The sequence below is a fragment of the Streptomyces antarcticus genome, assembly GCF_026627255.1.
GTDB lineage: Bacteria > Actinomycetota > Actinomycetes > Streptomycetales > Streptomycetaceae > Streptomyces > Streptomyces antarcticus.
This window is the reverse complement of record NZ_JAPNLM010000004.1, coordinates 83,122-102,926: the sequence shown is the minus strand read 5'-3', so window position 1 is coordinate 102,926 and position 19,805 is coordinate 83,122. Positions and strand designations below refer to the sequence as shown.

At 75.3% G+C, this 19,805-nt stretch carries 17 protein-coding genes; 11 read left to right on the top strand and 6 right to left on the bottom strand.

What is annotated here, in order from left to right; all coding sequences use genetic code 11:
- The first annotated feature begins 100 nt into the window (after nt 1-100).
- Complete coding sequence (locus tag OTB16_RS08420; RefSeq protein ID WP_324290784.1) at nt 101-889, top strand: VanZ family protein; 789 nt, start codon at nt 101-103, stop codon at nt 887-889.
- 17 nt (nt 890-906) lie between these two features.
- Here OTB16_RS08420 and OTB16_RS08415 read toward each other — a convergent pair whose 3' ends face one another.
- Complete coding sequence (locus OTB16_RS08415; protein WP_267719337.1) at nt 907-1,863, bottom strand: SigB/SigF/SigG family RNA polymerase sigma factor; 957 nt, start codon at nt 1,861-1,863, stop codon at nt 907-909.
- Here OTB16_RS08415 and OTB16_RS39475 point away from each other — a divergent pair.
- Nucleotides 1,757-2,491, top strand: a complete 735-nt coding sequence (locus tag OTB16_RS39475; protein ID WP_420717647.1) for a winged helix-turn-helix domain-containing protein — start codon at nt 1,757-1,759, stop codon at nt 2,489-2,491. The two genes, OTB16_RS08415 and OTB16_RS39475, sit on opposite strands and share 107 nt — an antisense overlap.
- An 84-nt stretch (nt 2,492-2,575) precedes the next feature.
- Here the strand turns inward: OTB16_RS39475 and OTB16_RS08405 are convergent, their stop codons facing one another.
- Nucleotides 2,576-3,388, bottom strand: a complete 813-nt coding sequence (locus tag OTB16_RS08405; RefSeq protein WP_267719336.1) for a winged helix-turn-helix domain-containing protein — start codon at nt 3,386-3,388, stop codon at nt 2,576-2,578.
- 197 nt (nt 3,389-3,585) lie between these two features.
- A complete protein-coding gene (locus OTB16_RS08400; RefSeq protein WP_267719335.1) occupies nt 3,586-5,127 on the bottom strand; it encodes an IucA/IucC family protein in 1,542 nt (513 codons plus the stop codon).
- A 107-nt stretch (nt 5,128-5,234) separates the two neighbouring features.
- Here OTB16_RS08400 and OTB16_RS08395 point away from each other — a divergent pair, with 107 nt between their 5' ends.
- The 3 genes from OTB16_RS08395 to OTB16_RS08385 all read left to right on the top strand — a co-directional run bounded on the left by OTB16_RS08395 (nt 5,235) and on the right by OTB16_RS08385 (nt 10,232).
- On the top strand, nt 5,235-6,764 hold the full coding sequence (locus OTB16_RS08395) for an IucA/IucC family siderophore biosynthesis protein (protein ID WP_267719334.1): 1,530 nt from the start codon (nt 5,235-5,237) through the stop codon (nt 6,762-6,764).
- Nucleotides 6,765-6,917: 153 nt separating this feature from the next.
- Nucleotides 6,918-8,426: an FAD-binding oxidoreductase gene (locus tag OTB16_RS08390; protein ID WP_267719333.1), complete on the top strand. Its 1,509-nt coding sequence runs from the start codon at nt 6,918-6,920 to the stop codon at nt 8,424-8,426.
- Between the two features lie 468 nt (nt 8,427-8,894).
- Nucleotides 8,895-10,232 carry a trypsin-like peptidase domain-containing protein gene (locus OTB16_RS08385; RefSeq protein WP_267719332.1) on the top strand — a complete coding sequence of 446 codons (1,338 nt, stop codon included), beginning with the start codon at nt 8,895-8,897 and terminating at the stop codon, nt 10,230-10,232.
- Here the strand turns inward: OTB16_RS08385 and OTB16_RS08380 are convergent.
- Nucleotides 10,186-10,578: a hypothetical protein gene (locus OTB16_RS08380; protein WP_267719331.1), complete on the bottom strand. Its 393-nt coding sequence runs from the start codon at nt 10,576-10,578 to the stop codon at nt 10,186-10,188. The genes OTB16_RS08385 and OTB16_RS08380 overlap by 47 nt on opposite strands.
- Nucleotides 10,579-10,666: 88 nt before the next feature.
- A complete protein-coding gene (locus OTB16_RS08375; RefSeq protein WP_267719330.1) occupies nt 10,667-11,377 on the bottom strand; it encodes an AEC family transporter in 711 nt (236 codons plus the stop codon).
- 307 nt (nt 11,378-11,684) lie between these two features.
- Here OTB16_RS08375 and OTB16_RS08370 point away from each other — a divergent pair, with 307 nt between their 5' ends.
- The 4 genes from OTB16_RS08370 (at nt 11,685) to OTB16_RS08355 (ending at nt 16,267) form a co-directional block, all read left to right on the top strand.
- Nucleotides 11,685-13,106: a sensor histidine kinase gene (locus OTB16_RS08370; RefSeq protein WP_267719329.1), complete on the top strand. Its 1,422-nt coding sequence runs from the start codon at nt 11,685-11,687 to the stop codon at nt 13,104-13,106.
- Entirely contained in the window at nt 13,103-13,783 is a 681-nt protein-coding gene (locus OTB16_RS08365; protein WP_267719328.1) for a response regulator, read from the top strand. Before OTB16_RS08370 ends, OTB16_RS08365 begins: the two co-directional genes overlap by 4 nt.
- Nucleotides 13,784-14,000: 217 nt before the next feature.
- Nucleotides 14,001-15,044, top strand: coding sequence for an alpha/beta hydrolase (locus tag OTB16_RS08360; RefSeq protein WP_267719327.1), 1,044 nt, complete (start codon nt 14,001-14,003; stop codon nt 15,042-15,044).
- Nucleotides 15,041-16,267, top strand: a complete 1,227-nt coding sequence (locus tag OTB16_RS08355; RefSeq protein WP_267719326.1) for an acyltransferase family protein — start codon at nt 15,041-15,043, stop codon at nt 16,265-16,267. Before OTB16_RS08360 ends, OTB16_RS08355 begins: the two co-directional genes overlap by 4 nt.
- 87 nt (nt 16,268-16,354) lie before the next feature.
- Here the strand turns inward: OTB16_RS08355 and OTB16_RS08350 are convergent, their stop codons facing one another.
- Complete coding sequence (locus OTB16_RS08350) at nt 16,355-16,777, bottom strand: DUF350 domain-containing protein (RefSeq protein WP_150516484.1); 423 nt, start codon at nt 16,775-16,777, stop codon at nt 16,355-16,357.
- A 343-nt stretch (nt 16,778-17,120) separates the two neighbouring features.
- On the opposite strand from OTB16_RS08350, the gene OTB16_RS08345 reads away from it, so the two are divergent.
- The gene (locus tag OTB16_RS08345; protein ID WP_267719325.1) at nt 17,121-19,010 is read left to right on the top strand and encodes an ABC transporter ATP-binding protein; all 1,890 of its coding nucleotides are present in this window, start codon (nt 17,121-17,123) and stop codon (nt 19,008-19,010) included.
- A 105-nt stretch (nt 19,011-19,115) separates the two neighbouring features.
- Nucleotides 19,116-19,778 (top strand): SDR family oxidoreductase, encoded by a 663-nt coding sequence (locus OTB16_RS08340; RefSeq protein ID WP_267719324.1) that lies wholly within the window; start codon nt 19,116-19,118, stop codon nt 19,776-19,778.
- Nucleotides 19,779-19,805 lie beyond the last annotated feature (27 nt).

The window sequence follows — 19,805 nt, the reverse complement described above, 5'->3', positions numbered from 1 at the left end:
GGCAAACGAAGGGGTGATCCACCTCACGTGCGGGTCAGGGACGCCGCCGATATCCGGCCGCAATGGGGGTTGAGCGGCGGAGTTCGGGTAAGCGGGGGCCATGAAACCGTTCAGCAAGGCGATGACGAAGCCCAGTTGGGGAAGCCGGCTGCGCGCGGGCCGGACCGCCGGAGCGGGGGCCGCGGGGGCCGGAACGCTCGCACCGGATGTGACGCGGCCGACAGGCATGAAGCACGTGGCGGAGCCCTCGCAGGCCGCGCCGCGCGAGACGGAAGGGCGGCGCGAGACGCAAGCGCCGCGGGAGCCCGACGGGGCCCAGGGGGCGGAGGAGTCGCGGCGGGCCGTGAAGGAACGGCTGGCGGCCGCCCGGCAGAACGGGACCGCACCCGAGTACAAGGCGCCCGCCCACCCGGCGGTGCGGGCGGCGGCAATGCTGGCCGCCCTGGCCGGCACGGTGGCGTTCAGCGTGGTCCTGGCCCGGCTGACGCTGGAGCCGTCACCGGCCTCGGTGGCCCTCACGTACAGCAATGTGCACCCGGGTCAGTCGATCCGCGCCTACCTGGACCACGGCACGGCCCGGGAGGCGGCGCGCCAGCTCGGCGGGAACCTGCTGCTGGGCGTGCCGTTCGGGGTTCTGCTGCCGGTGCTGGTGCCGCAGGCCCGCGGACTGGCGCGGGTGGCGGTGTCCACGACGGTCGTGATGGTCCTCGTGGAGCTGGTGCAGGGGGCGCTCGTCACGGGCCGGGCCTTCGACATCGACGACGTGATCCTCAACACGGCGGGCGCGCTGCTCGGGTACCTGTTCCTCGGGCGGCGGTTGGGCCGGGCCGTGCATCCGCGCCGGTACCACTGGTGGCACCGCTTCACCCGGCGGTCTCCCGCCGGGTGAAGGGTCCTGCGGGCGCATCAGACCCGGTCGGCGCAGGCCATGCCTGCCGTCGGCCGGGCGTCCGTGTTCCGGTCCTCCAGCATCGAGGTGCGCAGGTGGGCCAGGAGCCGGGTCAGCAGGCGGGAGACCTGCATCTGGGAGATGCCGAGGGCGGCGCCGATCTGCGCCTGGGTCAGCTCTTCCCCGAAGCGCATCTGCAGCATCCGGCGCTCGCGGTCGGTGAGCTGCTCCAGCAGCGGCGCGAGGCTCTGGATGTCGTCGACCAGCTCCATGGCCGGCTCCTCCTCGCCCATCACGTCGGCGAGGGTGTGACCTTCGGTGGGGCCGTCGCCGTGCTCGGCGTGCGGCGCGTCCAGCGAACCGCTGGTGTGGCCGTTGGCCGCGACGAGGCCCTCTATGACCTCCTCGTCCGAGAGGCCGAGGTGGCCGGCGAGGTCCGCGACGGTGGGCGCGCGGTCGAGCGTGGTCGTCAGTTCTTCCTTCGCCTTGGCTATGTCGATGCGCAGCTCCTGGAGGCGGCGCGGGACGCGCACGGCCCAGGAGGTGTCGCGGAAGTGCCGCTTGATCTCGCCGGTGATGTACGGCATGGCCAGCGTGGAGAACTCGTTCTCCCGGGCCGGATCGAACCGGTCGATGGCCTTGATCAGACCGATCGTGCCCACCTGGACGATGTCCTCGATGTCTCCGCCGTCGGCGCGGTTGCGGAAGCGGCGCACGGCGTACTGCACCAGTGAGGCGTTCATCTCGATGAGCGTGTTGCGGACGTACTGGTACTCCGGGGTGCCCTCGGTCAGCTCGCGCAGGCGCAGGAAGAAGACCTTCGAGAGTTCCCGTGCGTTGCCCGGGGCCACTTCTCGGGGCTCCGCTATGCGGGGCAGGCCCGCCGTGCGGGCGGCCTCGCCGCTGCGGCGGGGCCGGGGGACGGAGATCGCGGTGGGGGTGGAGGTACGGGCGGACGGGGAAGGGACCGGCATGGGGTTCGCTCCTTGGGCTGGTCGGCTTGCGGCGCGGGACCTTGACTGCCGTCGATGGTGGACCGCATCTGCTCACACGTCAAGAAACACCAGAAATCCATTTCACGTCTTGCGTCACCTGAATCATTTAACGCATCATGAGTGCATGGGGAGCACGTCTCAGCGCCAAAATTGGACATTTCTGACGAATCACGCCCGCGTTCTGGTGGCCCTCGCCCGGGACCCGGCCATTCGGCTCAGGGATGTCGCCGCGATGTGCGGACTGACCGAGCGCACGGTCCAGACGATCGTGACCGACCTGGAGGCGGACGGGTACCTGCGCCGCGTCCGCGACGGCCGGCGCAACCGGTACGAGATCTCCACCGGCGCCGTCTTCCGCCACCCCGCGGAGGCGGGGGTCCAGGTGGCAGGCCTGCTCGCCCTGCTGACGGGCGCCGCCGCCGACCCGGACGCCCCGGCCCTGGTCGCCGACCTGGACGACAAGGACGGTGCGCAGGACGCGGACGGTGCGCAGGACGCGGACAAACTCCAGGACACGGACGAAGTGCCCCTGCCCGGGGCGACGGCCCTCCCCGACGCCGCCCCGCTCCAGGACCCCGCTCCCGACGGGGCCTCGCCGGTCCGCTGATCTGTGGGAAACCTCACCAGGCCTTCCCCTCCGTAGAGGACGTCCCGGTGGGTGGCGGAAGCCGCCGCGGCGCGTCGTGGCGGCCTACGTGACCCGGAAGCCGGTGGCCGCGTGGTCGCGGCGGTCCCGGTGGAAGGTCAGGCGGTCCCAGGTCGGAAAGGACAGGTCGGTCACGGCGAGCAGCCGGCCGGCGGGGTCGTGCAGGGTGCGCCGCACGCTCAGGCCGCAGACCGGCGAGGCGGCCGGCGGGTGGCTGGTGCGGGTCATGGTGATGGTTTCGGCGACCCGCCCCTGCGCCTGGACCCGGTCGAGCCAGCGGTGCAGCGGCTCGAGGTCCTCGTCGCGGACGTCGGCAGCCCGGTCCCGGTAGCGGGAGAGCTCGGGATCTGCGGCGGTCACCGCGGGGCTGAAGTACGTGGCCGCGTGCCGCAGGGTCTCCCCCGCCGGGCCGTGGTCGCGCTGGTGGTGGACCAGGGTGCGGGATCCGCCGCCCATGCCGAGGAGTCCCGCGAGCGAGGGCGGCACGGTCACCAGGGTCAGCCAGCTCTGCGTGAAGGCCGCGGCGATCACGCACGCGGATCCCGGAGCCGGGGGGCGGGCGGCCGCCGGCCTGTCGGCGGACGCGGGGTTGGCCGCGGCCTCTTCCGCCGGCGCCGGCTCCAGCGCGGGCCGGGTGCCGCGGCGCCCGGTGACGACGAGCCCGTCCTCGCGCAGCTGCTGGAGCGCGGCCCTGATGGTCTGCCGGTTCACCTGGTAGCGGGCGGCGAGGCTGCGCTCGGAGGGCAGCTTGCCCCCGGGGGTGCGCGCGGCGCGGTCGAGATCGCCGCGCAGGGCTGCGGCGATCCGCTGGTACTTGGGCATGGCGGCCGGGCCGCCGCCCCGCGAAGGGGAGGGCATGGCTTCTCCTCTGACGGGTGGTCAAGGACTGCGCGGTCTGCCCGACCAACGTAGCATTGGTCTATACCTCTGAGTGAGGGCGGACCGGGATCGCGGTCCACGTTGGCCGATTCCGCACCCCCCGCCCGTACCCCCCGGCCCGTACGCCCACGCCCCGGCACTTCGCCGTCGCACGCCTCCCCCACCGAGGCCGCGTCCTACACCCGCAGCGGGTTCGGCAGCGGCAGGTAGCGGGCGTCCGCGCCGTCCGCCCGTGTCCAGCGCAGCAGCAGGTTGGTCTTGGCCGGCAGGGACGGCGCGGCCAGCAGCTGCGCGATCTCGGGGAGCCCACGCGTGGCGTCGTAGCGCAGGAACTCCTCCCGCACCGCCGGCCACACGTGCGGCGCGGTGTCCGGATGGTGCTCGGTCAGCGCCCCGGCGATCTCCATGAGGTGGTTGACCACCAGGCAGTACACCAGCCGCTGCCACGCGGCCGCGCGATCGAGCCCGGACAGGAGCCTGACGCCCTCCGCGTCCCGGAAGAGGGCCTGAACGGGCAGGCCCGACGCGTCCACCGCGACCAGGGTGTTCTGCAGGTGGGCCTCCAGGACGACCCCGTGCCGGGCGAACAGTTCCAGTACCGGCGGCACCACGTGCCGCAGGTACGCCCGCCACCAGGCCGCCGGGTCCGCCGCCCCGGCCAGCGGGCTCCCGGGCCAGCCCTCGGCGAGAGCGGCCGCCGCGAGGGGCGTGGCCCCGGGCAGCGCGTGCGCGTGCAGGCCGTCGCGGAGCAGGACGGCGAGCTCCTCGAAGGCGAATCCGGCGGTCCGGTAGCCCCGGTCGGCCAGCCAGGCCGCCGTCGAACCGGTACGGCGCAGTACGGCGAAGCCGGCCTCGACCGCCGCGTCGGTGCCGCGCAGCCGGAGCAGGTCGTGGCGCCACAGCCGGCGTACGTCGTTGGTGATCCGGACGTCGAGGCTGAACTTCACGAACAGGTCGGCGGCCGGATCCGGTACGTAGACGGTGCGGATCGACGCGGTGGGCCAGACCGGCCGCCGGCTCTCCCCGAGCCGCAGCAGCCGCCCGTCGGCGAAGGCCTCGCGCACCCCCGGCCGGGCGCCGACCAGTTCGAGCTGCCACGGGTGGGCGGGCAGCAGCCGGTATCCGGCGGGCGGGCGCGGGCCGTCGAGCACGTCGGCGAGGGAGTCGAGAGCGCCGGCCGCGGCCGGGCCGCCCTCCTCCGCCGCCTGGTCCTCGCGCAGTCCCAGGAAGACCAGCGGGAAGCGGGCGTGGGCCTCCGGCGCGTACGGCAGCCAGCTCGCCGCCGGAGCCCCGCCCCGGGACTTGGGGGCCGGGTGGTGGGGGTGGCCCATGAGCAGGGACTGCTCGGAGCGGACGAACGGGTCCCCGGAGGGCTCCGCCTCCGCCCGCGCCGCCAGCAGCGCGGCGACCGCGGCCCGGCTGTCGGCGATCTCGACCGGCAGCTCGTCGTTCGCGGTGCCGGTGTACCGGCGCAGTTCGTCGGAGGTGAGCTTGACGAGGTCGGTGTGGCCGAGCGGGCACCAGCCGTCCGCCGTGCGCAGTTCGGGACGTACGGGCCGGCGTCCGGCGCGTACCCGCAGCAGCCGTCCGCTGCCCCGCAGCCGGTGGACGCCCGCGCCCTGGGGTTCCGCGGCCTCCCTGAGCAGGCAGTTCAGGAGCGGGGTGGCGGCGTACGCGTCGGCGGCGGCGTTGAGGTCCACTGGTTCCATTCGGTCCATCCGGTGCGCCGGAGGTGCGCGGGGCGTACCACCGGCTGTGATCTTCAGTATCCGCGATGATGACGTGATCATCCTGTGAAGCGCCATTCCGACCCCGGAGCCGCATCGTGCACGTACCCGCCACCCCGGCCGAAGAGGCCGTCGCCGTCGGACTGGACGGTGTCCGCCCGGCGCTCGGCCCCGCGTACGCCGCCGCGCTCGGCGGAGCCCGGGCGGCCGTACTGACCCGGCTGTGGCGGGCGCTGGCCTTCGAACCGCTGCCGTGGGTGGCGGCCCGGGAAGGGGGGCCGGGCTCGCTGACCGTCCTGCTGGCCGGGGGCTCCCGCCTGGAGGGACCGCAGCCGGACGCCTACGCGACCGGGCCGTACGTGGAGGAGCTGCTGCTCGACGGGAGGCCGTACCGGCAGGCCGCCCGGCTCGTCGCCGCCCTGGGGGTGCCGCACGGCTCGGAGTTCGCCGCCGAACTGGACGGCAGTACGGCCTCCCTCGCGCTCTCCCGCGCCGGACAGCCCCCCGCCGGGCCCGACGCGGCCGCGCCGACCACCCGGGAGTGGGAGCAGCGGGTGGTCGACGGGCACCCGTACCACCCGAACTGCCGCTCCCGGCCCGGGTTCTCGGTGGCCGAGGAGCTGGCGTACGCGCCGGAGCACCGGCCGGTGGTGGAACTCGGGCTGGTCGCCGTACGGGCCGAGGAGTGCCTGGTGACCGGGGAGTGGCCGGACCGGCTGCGGGACGGGGGCCGGATCCTGGTCCCGGTGCATCCGTGGCAGGCCGCCCACGTCCTGGGCAAGGAGCAGGTGCGGGCCGGGTTCGCGGCGCATCCCCTGATGGCCCTGCGCACCCTGGCGCCCGAGGGGGGCGGCCCGCACGTCAAGACGGCGCTGAGCACCCGGCTGACCTCCTCCGTGCGCGACATCTCCGGCTACTCCATCGAGACCGCCGCGGCCGTCTCCGCCTTCGCGCAGAGCCTGTCCGAACGCCTCGACGGACGGCTGCACATCACCCGCACGCTGGGCGCGGCGACCGCGCACAGCCCGGACCTGGCGGCCGTGCTGCGCGAGCCCCCTGAGGCGTACGCGGACACGGCCGCCGGGGAGCGGGTGCTTCCGGTGGCGGCCCTGGCGGCGTTCCCGCCGGCGCGATCGGCCGCCTGGCGGGCCGAGTTCGCCCGGCTCGCGCTGTCGGTGTGCCTGCGCGTCCTGGACCTCGGGGTGGCCCTGGAGGCCCACGGGCAGAACCTTCTCGTGGTCCTCTCCCCGGCCGGAGCCCCGGTCAGGCTGGTCTACCGGGACCTCGCCGACATCCGGATCAGCCCGGCCCGGCTGCGGCGGCACGGCCTGCCGGTGCCGCCGCTGTCCGGGCGGCTGGTCACCGACGACATCGGCGTGCTCCGGCGCAAGCTCTTCGGTTCCCTGCTGACGGGCTCGCTCGGTGCCACGGCCGGTTCGGCCGGGGCCTTCGCCGAGGCTTTCGCGGAGGCGGCCGGCCTGCCCGCCACCGCCGACACCGGCGCCCTGCTGACCAGCCCGCTGCCCACCAAGGCACTCACCCTGATGCGGCTGAGTCCGGGGGTGCCGGGCGACCAGTGGGCGGAGCTGCCCAATCCGCTGCTGCCCCGTCCGCCCGCGGCACGCTGACCGGGGCCGGTGGCACTCCCTGAGGGCGGGGCGTCCGCCCTGCCGGATGTATGACGAAGCGAATCGTTTCCCTTGTGGGCCGTCCGGGGGGCAGCCAGGGCGGTGTGGGCCCGCCTTCGCACCGATCGGTCCGCGCGGTGGCAGGAAGGGGACATGAGCCTCCATCGCCGCCGGGTCCTGGGAAGCGCCGCCGCGGCCGTCCTCGCGTCCGTCGGGGCGGTGGGCCGGGGGCCGGACTTCGGCGCGCTGGCCCGCGGGATCGACGGGCGGGTGGTGCTGCCGGGTGACCGGGACTACTCCGAGGCACGGCAGCTCTTCCAGCCCCGCTACGACGCCGTCGCACCCGCCGCGGTGGCGTATCCGGCGCACGCCGGCGACGTCGCCGCCTGCCTGGACTTCGCCCGCCGCTCCGCCGTGCCCGTGGTCCCGCGTGGCGGCGGCCACAGTTACGCCGGCTGGTCCACCAGCGCCGCCGGGCTGGTCGTCGACACCGGGGCCATGGCGGCGGTCTCCGTCGCGGGCGGCGGTGTGCGCGTCGGCGCGGGCGCGCGGCTCGGGGACCTGAACGCCGCCCTCTCCGCGCGGGGGCTCGGCATCCCCACCGGGCTGTGCCCCTCGGTCGGCATCGCCGGACTGACGCTCGGCGGCGGCCTGGGCCTGGCCTCCCGGGCCCACGGCACCACGTCCGACCGGCTGACCGGTGCCCGGGTGGTCACGCCCGACGGCACCGTGCGCGACGTCGGCGCCGACCGGGACGCCGACCTGTACTGGGCCCTGCGGGGCGGCGGGGGCGGCAATTTCGGTGTGGTGACCGAATTCCGCTTCGCCACGCACCCGGTCGGCGACTGCGCCTTCGCCGAGCTCCACTGGCCCGCGGCGGACTCGGCGGCGCTCCTGCGCGGCTGGCAGCGCTGGCTGGGCGGGCTGCCGGACCCGTTCTGGAGTCAGGTGGAGTTCACGGTCGGCTCGGGGCCCGAGGCGGCCCCGGCCGTACGGGTGGTGTGCCTCGACGGGCGCGCGGAGCTCGAGCGCCAGCTGACCCGGCTGTCCGACCTGGTCGGCCGCCCGGTGCGGGACAGCTGGGTCGTCGTACGGAGCCACGGCGACACCGTACGGGCCATGTCGGGCTGCCTGGACCGGACTCCCGCGCAGTGCCGCCTGCCGGGCACGCTGCCCGGGAGGGACCCGCTGGGGCGGCTCGGCCGGGACTCGTACGCCGCCCGCTCCGACTTCTGGGCGGGGGCGGGGCTGACGGACGCGGCCGTCGGCGCGGTGCTCGACGCCGTCCGGCGCCACCCCTCCGAGGTCCCCCGGGGCGGCACGGGGGTCGTGCAGTTCGACGGGGTCTGCGGGGGCGCCGTGAACCGGGTCGGGCCCGCCGACACCGCCTTCGTGCACCGCGGCGGCGCCTTCCTCGCCCAGTACCTCGTCTACTGGCCCGACTCCGCCCCCGCCGCCGAGGCCGCCCGGCACCGGGCCTGGCTGGACGGGCTCTGGGAGGCGCTGCGCCCCTGGGCGAGCGGCCGCGCCTACCAGAACTACGCCGATCCGAAACTCACCGGCTGGCGCGCGGCCTACTACGGGCCGAACCTTCCCCGCCTGGAGGCCGTCCGGCGCGCCTACGACCCCGACCGCCTCTTCCGCTTCCCCCAGGCCGTCTAGTGCTGCGCGCGGAAAGGTTCACCGTGTCGCGGCGCCCGGCACGGCGGCTCGCCGCGTTGTCGGAGCACACCGGTACGTCCAGTACGAGGCGTGGCCCTCCGCCTTGCGACGCACCGCACGGGACCGGACCGCACCGCACCGGACCGCACCGGACCGGACCGCACCGGACACCACGACCCGGCACACCCCTCCGGCCCCAGCACTGGACGTGTCGTCACACGCGCCCGGCGCGCACTCCAGGACACCTCGGGGCGTGCCGCGCCCGGCCCCGCGACACGACCTCGACGACGCGGCGCGGGGCAGGCCGCTCGCTCCCTCCGCATCCCCCCACGTCCCCCCACGTCCCTCCGCCGTCCCCCACATCCCTCCGGGCCCGGCGCCGTACGGTCCGTTCCCGCCCGTACCGGGGACACGGCACGGCCGGTACCCGCCCCCTCGCCCGAGACCCCCTTCCCCTGGGAGCTGCGCATGCGACGTACGTTGATCCTGGCCGCGGCGGCCGCCGCGCTGTTGGTCTCCGCCGGGCCGCTGCCCGCCGCCGAGGCCGGGAGCCCCGGCACGGCGGCCGCCGGGCTCTGGTCCGCCCGCGAGGCGTCGGCCTTCTGGACCGCAGAGCGGATGGCCGCGGCGGCACCGCTGCCGGACCCGGCGCCCCTGCCGGACCCGGCGCCCCTGCCGGACCCGGCGCCACTCCCCGACCCGGTGTCACGGCCGGACCCGGCGCCACTCCCCGACCCGGCGCCACTCCCCGACCCGGTGTCACGGCCGGACCCGGCGTCACTGCCCGACCCCGCGCCACTGCCCGACCCCGCGCCACTCCCCGACCCGGTGTCACGGCCGGACCCGGGCGCCCCGCCCGCCGCGGACGTGAGCCCGCCACCGGTCGCCGCCGAGCCGGTCGCCCCCGGGACGCCGGCCCCCGCTCCGGTCCCGGTGGCGCCCCCCGCGGAATCCGGGGCCCCGGCCGCGCCCACCCCCTCACCGGTGACGGAGCCCTCGTCCACCCCGTCCGAACCGCCGCCGCCCGTGGTCCCGAAGTCGCCGCTGAGCCCGGTCGTACCGACGCTGCCCGGCGCGGCCGGCCCGGGGGTCGGGCAGGACTTCGGGGGGCTCCCGGTCGTCGGCCGGATGTTCGTCATGAAGGCGGGCGGGGCGTACTTCTGCACCGCCAGCGTCGTCGCCTCCCCCGGCCGCGACCTGGTGCTCAGCGCCGCCCACTGCCTGCTCGGCCCGGACTCCCGGCAGGTGGCCTTCGTACCGAAGTACACGCGGGCCGCGCCCCGGCCGTACGGCCTGTTCCCCGTCCTGCGGGACGCGGGCAAGCGGCCCAGGATCTGGATCGACCCGCGCTACCGCTCACGGGGGCCGAACCGCGCCGCCACCCTCGACGTGGCCTTCGCCCAGGTGGGCCCGGACTCCCGCGGCCGCCGCGTGCAGGACGTGGTCGGCGGCAACCGCCTTGTCACCGGCGCCGCCTACGCCCAGAGCCGGGTCTCGCTGATCGGCTACCCGGCCTCCGCCGCCCGGCCGCGCCTGTGCGTCAACCGGACGACGAAGTTCACCAGCCGCGACGCGCGGATCCCCGGATCGTTCCTGCGCGTCAACTGCACCGGCTACCCCGGTGGAACCAGCGGCGGACCGTTCCTGCTGCGGCTGGACGCCAAGCGCGGGACCGGTGACGTGATCGGGGTGATCGGCGGCTGGAAGACCGGCGGCGACACGGCCGACACGTCCTACAGCTCCTACTTCGGCGCGGACGTCAGGAAGTTGTACGCGAAGGCGGTTGCCGGGGCGAAGGCGGGGTGAGGCCCCGCACCCGTCGGGTCCGCCGCGGGTTGCCGACGGTCCGCGGGGGCACCGGGAGCCCGCCGTCGCTCAGCACGTCCGCGGGCGGCAGCCCGAGCCGGCGCCGCAGGTCGGCGAGGGCCGCGTGGACCGGCGCGAGTACGACCTCGGCGCCCGGGCCGATGTGCGCGAGGGCGTGCGCGGTGGTCTCGATCGCCTCGGCGGCGTCCTCGGCGGCGGTCCGGCTCCAGCCCGCGGGCCCGTCGGCGCCCCGGGGCGCGACCGCGTCGTAGAGGTGGCAGGCGGCATCGGCCGCGGCGTCGGCCCGCGGGCCGACGCCCGGTGCCGCGGTGGTCGGCAGTTCCATGCCGGGTCAACGAGCGGAGCCCGCCGGGGGAACGAGCCCCGCCCCGGGGCCGGGGCCGGGCCCGTCCCGGTCTCCGGCGGCCCGGCCGTCACGTGACGACGTGCAGCCACAGCGGCAGCAGCGGGAGGGAGGCCAGCGAGGTCTTGATGACGAGGGACGCGGAGAGGTCGACGCCCACGTCGAAGCGCTGGGCGAAGACGAACAGGTTCTGCGGGGTCGGCATCGCGGCGATCAGGACCAGGTAGGCGAGCCACGGCCCCCCGATCCCCAGCAGCGGCCCGCACACGGCCCAGGCCAGCAGGGGGAAGGCCAGGCACGTGAAGCCGATGAGGGCCGGCTCCTCTCGCGTGGTGCCCCGCAGGCCGAGGCCGAGGCCGCCGAGGTGGAGGCCGAGGGCGAACAGCGCCACCGGGGAGGCGCTGTCCCCGACGAAGCCGGCCGCGTCCAGGACCACGCCGGGCACGTGCACCGAGAGCAGGTTGAGCAGGATCCCCGCGTTGCAGGCCAGGACCAGCGGCGTCGCGAGCGAGGCACCGACGACGCGCGCGAGGCGGCGGCCGGGACCGCCGGCGGCGGGGCCGGGGCGGCCCAGTTCCATGAGGGAGATGACCACCGGGGACAGCACGCGGACCTGGAAGAGCAGGACGGGGAAAAGCGGGGCGGCCGTGCCGAACACGGTGATGAAGACGGGGACGGCGAAGTAGGCGGTGTTCGCCTGCACTCCGGCCATCACGCGCAGCGCGACGGCGCGGGGCTCCCGTATGCCGTGGGTGACCGCCGCCAGCGCGACGGCGGTCACCGCGAGGGCGGCCGCGGCCGCGTAGCCGCCGAGCGCCCGCCAGTCGAACAGGGCGGCCAGGCCGCTGCGGGTAGATGTTGCCGAAGAGGTAGCAGGGGACGGCGAAGAGGAAGGCGTAGTCGGAGAAGGCCTAGGAGGCCTCGGCGGGCACGGCCTTGCGGCGGGCGAGCAGCACTCCGGCGCCGAAGGCCGCCATCACCGGCACCAGCTTCTCCAGTGCGGCTGCCCCACCCATGCGTACCGGCCCTCCTTGATCGACCGTCGGCAGCCTACCCGCGCCGCCCGGGGCGCATAGGCTGGGCGGATCATGAGCGACAGAGCCCGCAATCGGCCGCGCGGCCGGACCAGTCGACGCACGCCCTCCCGGGCCACCTCTTCCGAGGCAGCCTCCTCCCCGGCCGGCCCCTCCTCCTCCGTCTCCTCCCGAGCCGCCTCCTCCCCGGCCGCCGGCGCCCGCGTGCCCGGCGCGCTTGCGCAGCTCTCCGTGGTGCTGCGCACGCCCGCGAGGGCGGCCGAGCCGCTGCTCGCGCGGGCGCCCAGGACATGGCAGCGGGTGCTGCCCTTCGTGGTCGTCGGCCTGTTCACGCTGACACTGCTGCCGGTGACCATCGCGGTGCTGACCAACGTCTACAAGGCGGGCGGCGGGTGGTCGGGCGCCCTCGGGGTGGCCCAGACCGTGCCGCTGCTCCTCGCCGTGACCCGGCCCATGCGCGCATGGGCGATGGTGCTGGTCGCGGACACCCTCGGCGCCGTGCTGCTGATCCAGGCCGACGACGTGGCGGGCCGCGCCTGGCCGTGGACCCCGATGGTGATCATCGGCTATCTGGCGCTGATGGCCTGTCTGGGGCTGCGCGAGTCCATCCGGACCCTGGTCGGGGTGTGGCTGGCGACCGGGGCGGTGGGCGCGCTCCTGGCGTTCTTCGAACCGCCGGGCGCCATGAACACGGCCGCGCTCCTCTTCGTGCTCAGCGGGGTGGTGCTGGCGCTGACGGGGGCGCTGCGCGGGCTCGGGGACGCCCAGCAGCGGATCGCGGAGCAGAAGAGCATCAGCGAGGCGGAGCGGTCCCGGCGGACGCTGCTGGAGGAACGGGCCCGGATCGCCCGGGAGTTGCACGACGTGGTGGCGCACCACATGTCGGTGATCACCGTGCAGGCGGATTCCGCGCCGTACCGGCTGCCGGGTATGCCGGAGCCAGTCCGGGAGGAGTTCGCGGCAATCGCGGCGAGCGCCCGCGAGTCGCTGGGCGAGATGCGGAGGCTGCTGACGGTGCTGCGCGGGGACGGGGCGAACGGCGCGGACGGGGAACGGGCCCCGCAGCCGGGGATCGACCGGCTCCAGCAGCTGGTGGAGGCGACCGTACGGGCGGGCCAGCCGGTGGAGTTGTCGCTCGCGGCGGGGGCCGCGGGGGCGGCGCCGCCGGCCGTCGGCCTGTCGGCGTACCGGATCGTGCAAGAGGCGCTCGCGAACGTGGTGCGGCACGCGCCGGGGGCGCCGGCCTCGGTGTCGGTGACCGTCGACGCGGACGAGGTCCTCGTGCTCGTGGTGAACGGCCCGGCCCGGGACGCCGTGGTGGCGCTGGAGAGTTCGGGCACGGGGCACGGTCTGGTCGGAATGCGGGAGCGCGTACGGTTGACGGGCGGGACGCTGGACACCGGTCCGCTGCCCGACGGCGGCTTCCGGGTCGCCGCCCGCCTGCCGTTGGACCACCCGACCGAGGACGCCAGTTGACCATCCGCGTGATCATCGTCGACGACCAGGCCATGGTGCGGGCGGGGTTCGCCGCACTGCTGTCGGCGCAGGCCGACATCGACGTGGTGGGCGAGGCCCCCGACGGGCGGGAGGGGGTGCGGGTGTCCCGTTCCACCCATCCGGACGTGGTGCTGATGGACGTGCGGATGCCGGAGATGGACGGGCTGACGGCGGCCCGGGAGCTCCTGGATCCCCCGCGCGGGGTGGTGCACCGGCCGAAGGTGCTGATGCTGACCACCTTCGACATCGACGACTACGTGTACGAGGCGCTGCGCGCCGGTGCCTCGGGGTTCCTGCTGAAGGACGCCCCGCCGGCGGACCTGATCGCGGCGGTCCGGGTGGTCGCCTCCGGCGAGGCCCTGCTGGCGCCGTCGGTGACCCGGCGGCTGATCGCGGAGTTCGTCCAGCAGCGGCCGGCTCCGCGGAAGGATCCGGCGCTGCGGCTGAACGGTCTGACGCCGCGTGAGACCGAGGTACTGGAACTCATCGCGCGGGGGTTGTCGAACCAGGAGATCGCCGGTCATCTGGTCCTCGCGGAGCAGACGGTCAAGACGCACATCGGCCGGGTGCTGGCCAAACTGGACCTGCGGGACCGGGCCCAGGCGGTGATCTTCGCGTACGAGGCGGGGCTGGTGCGGCCCGGCGACGCGGGCTGACGACCGGCCCCTTCGCATTCTTCGTCCGGCTTCGTCCGGCTCCGCCGCCGCGGCCCGACCGGGCGGGCGCGCGCTGAACTCCCGTGGCGGCCGGGTTCGGCGGCCGTCTCCTCCACCCCCTACCGGGGTATGACATCGACGTTGGCACCACGGTCCGACGTGCCGCCGGGTACCTCCTTCCTACCTTCCTCCTCGTCACGAGGAGAGGAGAAGGGGCATGCGCCGCTTCGGAAGGACAGTGGTCACGGCCGCGCTGGCGGTGGCCGTTGTCGCGGGGACCGCCGGCTGGGCCTCCGGGGACAGCCAGCGGGCGGTCACCGGGCCGCCGCCGGGCACCGCGGCCTGGCGGGCCGATGCGGTCGCGGGCCGTCCGCTGCCCGATCCGGCGAGTGCGCCGCCGGCCGGGGTGGCCCGGTTCTTCGCCGGGCTGGACACCGCCGCGCTGCGGTACCTCGTACGGACCCACCCGCTGGTGGTGGGCAATCTGGAGGGGGCGCCGCTCCGCCTGCGGTACGAGGCCAACCGCGCCGCCGTCGCCGCCACGAGTGACGCGCGCTACGCCTCGCTGGCCGCGCCGGACCGGCAGGTCCTGGCCTTCGACCCGAGGGGGCGGGGCCAGGTCGCGGAGGTCTTCGGTGACCTGGAGCACGCGGCGCACGTCTCGGTGGTCGTGCCCGGGGCGGACAACGACGCCAGCACCCACGACGCCCGGCGCGCGCCCCACACCGGACCGGCCGGGATGGCCCGGAGCCTGCTCGCGGCGGCCGGCGGGGGCTCCGCGGTGATCGCCTGGACCGGGTACACCACGCCGGTCGGAGTGGGCCTGGACACGGCCGTGGGACGGCTGGCGGAGGCCGGGGCGGATCGCCTGGCCCGGTTCACGGCGGGCCTCGACGCGGTCGGCGCGCCCGATCCGGTGCTGTTCTGCCACAGCTACGGCTCGGTCGTCTGCGGGCTGGCGGCCCGGCACACGGACGCCGCCGACATCGTGGTCCTCGGCTCCCCCGGCGTGCGCGCCGACACCTCGGCCGCACTGCGCACCGGTGCCCGCGTCTGGGCGGCCCGGAGTCCCTCCGACTGGATCGCCGACATCCCGAACGTCGAGTTCGCCGGTCTCGGCCACGGCGCCGACCCCACGTCCGCGGCCTTCGGCGCCCGCCGCGTACCCGCCGCCGACGTACGGGGCCACGCCGGCTACTTCGCCCCCGGCACCCAGTCCTTGGCGGCGTTCGCCGCGATCGCGAACGGAGAGGTCCGATGAGTACGAGCACGCTCACGACGCTGCGCGAGGCCGCCGGCCGGATCGACGCGCGGACCCCGGCCCACCGCGACCGGGCGGTCGACGGGCTGCGGGCCTTGGCCCTGCTGGCCGTGCCGACCGGGCACTGGCTGCTCGGCGGCTTCACCCTCGACGCGGACGGCGGCCTGCACAACGCCAGCCCGCTCTCCGCCTTCGGCGGCCTCGCCCCGGCGAGCTGGGTGCTCCAGATGCTCGGCATCTTCTTCCTCGTCGGCGGCTACGCCTCGGCCCTGTCGTACGGACGCCGCGAGGGCTCGACCGGAGCCTGGCTGAAGGGCCGGATCGTACGGCTCGGGCGGCCGGTGCTCGGGGTCACGGCGGTGTGGGCACTGGCCGCGCCCGTGCTGTACGCGGCCGGGGTGCCGGAGGCGACGCTGCGGACCGGGGCCACGCTGGTGGTCCAGCCGCTGTGGTTCGTCGGCGTGTACGTGGTGGTCACCGCGCTGACCCCGTACTGCGTCCGGGCGGCGCGCCGCCTCGGCGGATGGGCGGCGGCGCCGCTGCTCGCCTCGGTCGCGGTGGTGGACTTCCTGCGGTACGGGCCGCTCGCCGACTCGGTGCCGTCCTGGCTGGCGCTGGTGAACATCCTCCCGGGCTGGCTGTTCGCGTACCAGCTGGGCGTCTCCTGGGGCGAGGGCCGGCTCGGCCGGCGCGGCGGCCGGCTGCTGCTGGCCGGCGGGGCGCTGCTGTTCGCGGCGCTGCTGGTGGTGTTCCACTACCCGGCGTCCGTGGTGGGCGTACCGGGTGCGGTGCGGACCAACTCGCACCCGCCGTCGTTGCTGGTGCTCGCCTTGGCGGCGGCGCAGTCGGGGGCCGCGATCCTGCTGCGCGACCGGCTCGCGAAGCTGCTGGCGCGGCCCGCGCTGTGGGCCCCGGTGGTCGTGGTCAACCTGTGCGCGATGACCATCCTGTGCTGGCACCAGACGGCCATGCTGGCCGCGGCCGTTCCCGGTTCCTTCGCGGGCGCGGTGGCGGGACTGACCACGGCGCCGGACAGCCTGGGCTGGATCGCGGCGCGGGTGGCGTGGATGCCGGTGTTCGCGGTGCTGCTGGTCGGTATCGCCCGGTACGCGCGCCGGTTCGAGGGCCCGCCGCGGGAGGGGCGCGGGGCGCCGGTGGTGCGCCGGGCGGTGGCGGGGGTCCTTGCGGCGGGGTTCGCGGTGTTCGCCCTGGGTCTGGCGTAGCCGCGGTGCGGGCCCGGCCCCCGGATACGGCGAGAGCGCCGCTCCCTTCGGGGAACGGCGCTCTCCTCGTGTACGGGTGATCCGCCGTCAGGCGATCGAGGCGGCGACGATGGCGGCGACGGCGAGGTTGCAGCAGGCGGTGACCCAGACCGCCGGGTGGGGCTCGGGGTCGACGACGATGGCGCCGAGCCTGCCCGGGGTCACCAGGTCCAGCACGAGGAAGGCCACCGCCATCAGGACCAGGCCGAGGAGGCCGAAGGCCGCGGTCGACAGCAGGCCCTTGCCGAAGTCGTCGTACGTGGTCCAGATCGAGGTGAAGACGATGCCGCCGATGCCCAGGAGAGCGGAGCTGAGCAGGAGCGCCGCGTTGCGGTTGCGCTCCTCCCAGATCTGCTTCGGGAGCTTCCCGGGCGTCAGCACGTCGACGAGGACGATGCCGAGGATCAGCAGCACCAGGCCGAGGGCGCCGAAGGCGCTGGTGCGGCCTAGTCCGTTGATGATGTCGCTCATGGGGAAGCCTGTCTCCGCGTGGTGGGAAGGATGTGCCGTGGGGAGGCTGGCCGAATCTATCGCACACCCTTGCCCCGGACCACGGGGAGGTCGGCACGTGGTAGAGGTCAGGGCCGTGTCGTCCCCTATCGTCCCTGTCGTCCGTGTCGTGGAGGGGCGGCCGGTCTGAGCCGGTGGACTCGAATCCCTGCGTCATGAACCGGTGATGCACCGGGGCACCGACAGCGGAGGAGGAACGGGGACGTCGAACACCCTTCAGATCGAGGGGAGTTGCCGACACGAACGGGCGAGCCGGCACCGGGTCCTTGACCTCGAGCTTGATTGAGGTTCTACCGTTCGAGTCATGGATATGGAAGTCACCGCCTGGACCTCGCTGCACAGCGCGATCAACGCCGAGCAGGACCGGCGCCCGTTCTCCCGGGCGACCCTGCGCCGCATCGCCGCTTTCGCCCGCCCGCACCGCCGGGGCCTCCTCTGCTTCCTGCTGCTCAGCGTGGTCGGGGCACTGCTGGCGGTGGCCACTCCGGTCCTCGCCAGCCAGGTCGTCGACACCATCGTGGACGGCCGGGAGAACGGCACGGTCACCCGGCTCGCCCTCCTCATCGCACTGATCGCGGTGGCCGAGGCGGGCCTGGGACTGCTGACCCGCAGGCTCTCCGCCACCCTCGGCGAGAGCCTGATCCTGGACCTGCGGACCGCGGTCTTCGACCACGTGCAGCGGATGCCGGTCGCCTTCTTCACCCGGACCCGGACCGGCGCCCTGGTCAGCCGGCTCAACAACGATGTGATCGGCGCCCAGCGTGCGTTCAGCAACACCCTGTCCGGGGTGGTCGCCAACACGGTGACCCTGCTGCTGACGCTCGTCGTGATGCTGGGCATCTCCTGGCAGATCACCCTCCTCGCCTTGGTGCTGCTGCCGGTGTTCGTGCTGCCCGCCCGCCGCATGGGGGCGCGGATGGCCTCGATGCAGCGCGAGGCGTCGACGCTGAACGCCGCGATGGGCACCCAGATGACCGAGCGGTTCTCCGCCCCCGGCGCGACCCTGGTCAAGCTGTTCGGGCGGCCCGCCGACGAGTCCGCGGAGTTCGCCGCCCGGGCGAGGAAGGTCCGGGACATCGGCATCCGTACGGCGATGGCCCAGTCGGCGTTCATCACGGCCCTGACCCTCGTGTCCGCCCTGGCCCTCGCGCTCGTCTACGGGCTCGGCGGGTACTACGCGCTGCGCGGGAGCCTGGACGCCGGCGCGGTCGTCGCCCTCGCCCTGCTCCTGACCCGGCTGTACGCCCCGCTGACCTCGCTGGCCGGGGCCCGCGTCGAGGTGATGAGCGCGATGGTGAGCTTCGAGCGGGTCTTCGAGATCCTCGACCTGAAGCCCCTCATCGCCGAGAAGCCGGACGCCCGCCGGGTCCCGGAGGGCCCGGTGGCCGTCGAGTTCGACCGGGTCACCTTCGGCTACCCCGCCGCGGACAAGGTCTCCCTCGCCTCCCTGGAGGAGGTCGCCGCCCTCGACGCCCGCGGCGGCACCGAGGTGCTGCGCGAGGTGTCCTTCCGCGCCGAGCCCGGCCAGATGATCGCCCTGGTCGGCTCGTCCGGCGCCGGCAAGTCGACCATCGCGCAGCTGCTGCCGCGGCTGTACGACGCCGACGCGGGCACGGTCCGCCTGGGCGGGGTGGACGTACGGGACCTGACGGCCGACTCCATCCGCGAGACGCTCGGCATGGTCACGCAGGACGGGCACCTCTTCCACGAGTCGGTACGGGCGAACCTGCTGCTGGCCCGGCCGGAGGCGACGGAGGCCGAGGTGTGGGAGGCCCTGCGCCGCTCCCGGCTGGAGGGGCTGGTCGCCTCGCTGCCGGACGGGCTGGACACGGTCGTCGGGGAGCGCGGGTACCGGCTGTCCGGCGGCGAGCGGCAGCGGCTGACCATCGCGCGGCTGCTCCTGGCGCGGCAGCGGGTGGTGATCCTCGACGAGGCCACGGCGCACCTGGACTCCACCTCGGAGGCGGCGGTGCAGGAGGCCCTGGGCGAGGCCCTGGCGGGGCGGACCGCGGTGGTGATCGCGCACCGGCTGTCGACCGTGCAGGCGGCGGACCTGATCCTGGTCGTCGAGGACGGCCGGATCGTGGAACGCGGTACGCACGGCGAGCTGCTGGCCTCGGGCGGGCGGTACGAGGAGCTGTACCGCACCCAGTTCGCGACGGCACCCGCCGGTCCGGGCGGCGCGGGGGCCTGACCCGCGGCCACCGCCCCCGGGCGGCGCCCCCGGGCGGCGGCCGGGGGCCCTCGTCGAGCGGCTCCGATGCGGCGAACCGGCCGGCACCCGCGTACGGTCGGCGTCATGCGCATTGTCATCGCAGGTGGACACGGACGGATCGCCCTGAGGCTGGAACGGCTCCTCGCCGCGCGCGGGGACGAGGTCACGGGCATCATCCGGTCGGAGGAACAAGCGGACGCCGTACGGGCGGCCGGCGCCGAACCCGTCGTACTGGACCTGGAATCCGCCCCGGTCCGGTCGGTCGCGGCGGTCCTGCGGGGCGCCGACGCCGCGGTCTTCGCCGCGGGCGCCGGCCCGGGCAGCGGCCACGCGCGCAAGGACACCGTGGACCGCGGCGCCGCGGTCCTCTTCGCGAACGCGGCCGAGCGGGCCGGCGTACGCCGCTACCTCACCGTCTCCGCCATGGGCGCGGACGTGGAGCACGAGGGCGACGAGGTCTTCGACGCGTACCTGCGGGCCAAGGGCGCGGCCGACGACGACCTGCGGTTCCGCTCCGGCCTCGACTGGACGATCCTGCGCCCGGGCGCCCTCACCGACGGGGCGGGAACCGGACTGGTCCGCCTGGAGGCGAGCACCGGCCGCGGCCCGGTCCCCCGCGACGACGTGGCGGCGGTCCTCGCCCACTTGATCGACACCCCGGAGACCGCGGGCCTGGTCCTGGAACTCACCGGCGGCACGACACCGCTCCCGGCCGCCGTGGACGCCCTCACGGGCCGGTCCCGGTAGGCCCTGCCGGTCGCGGGGCCCGGACGG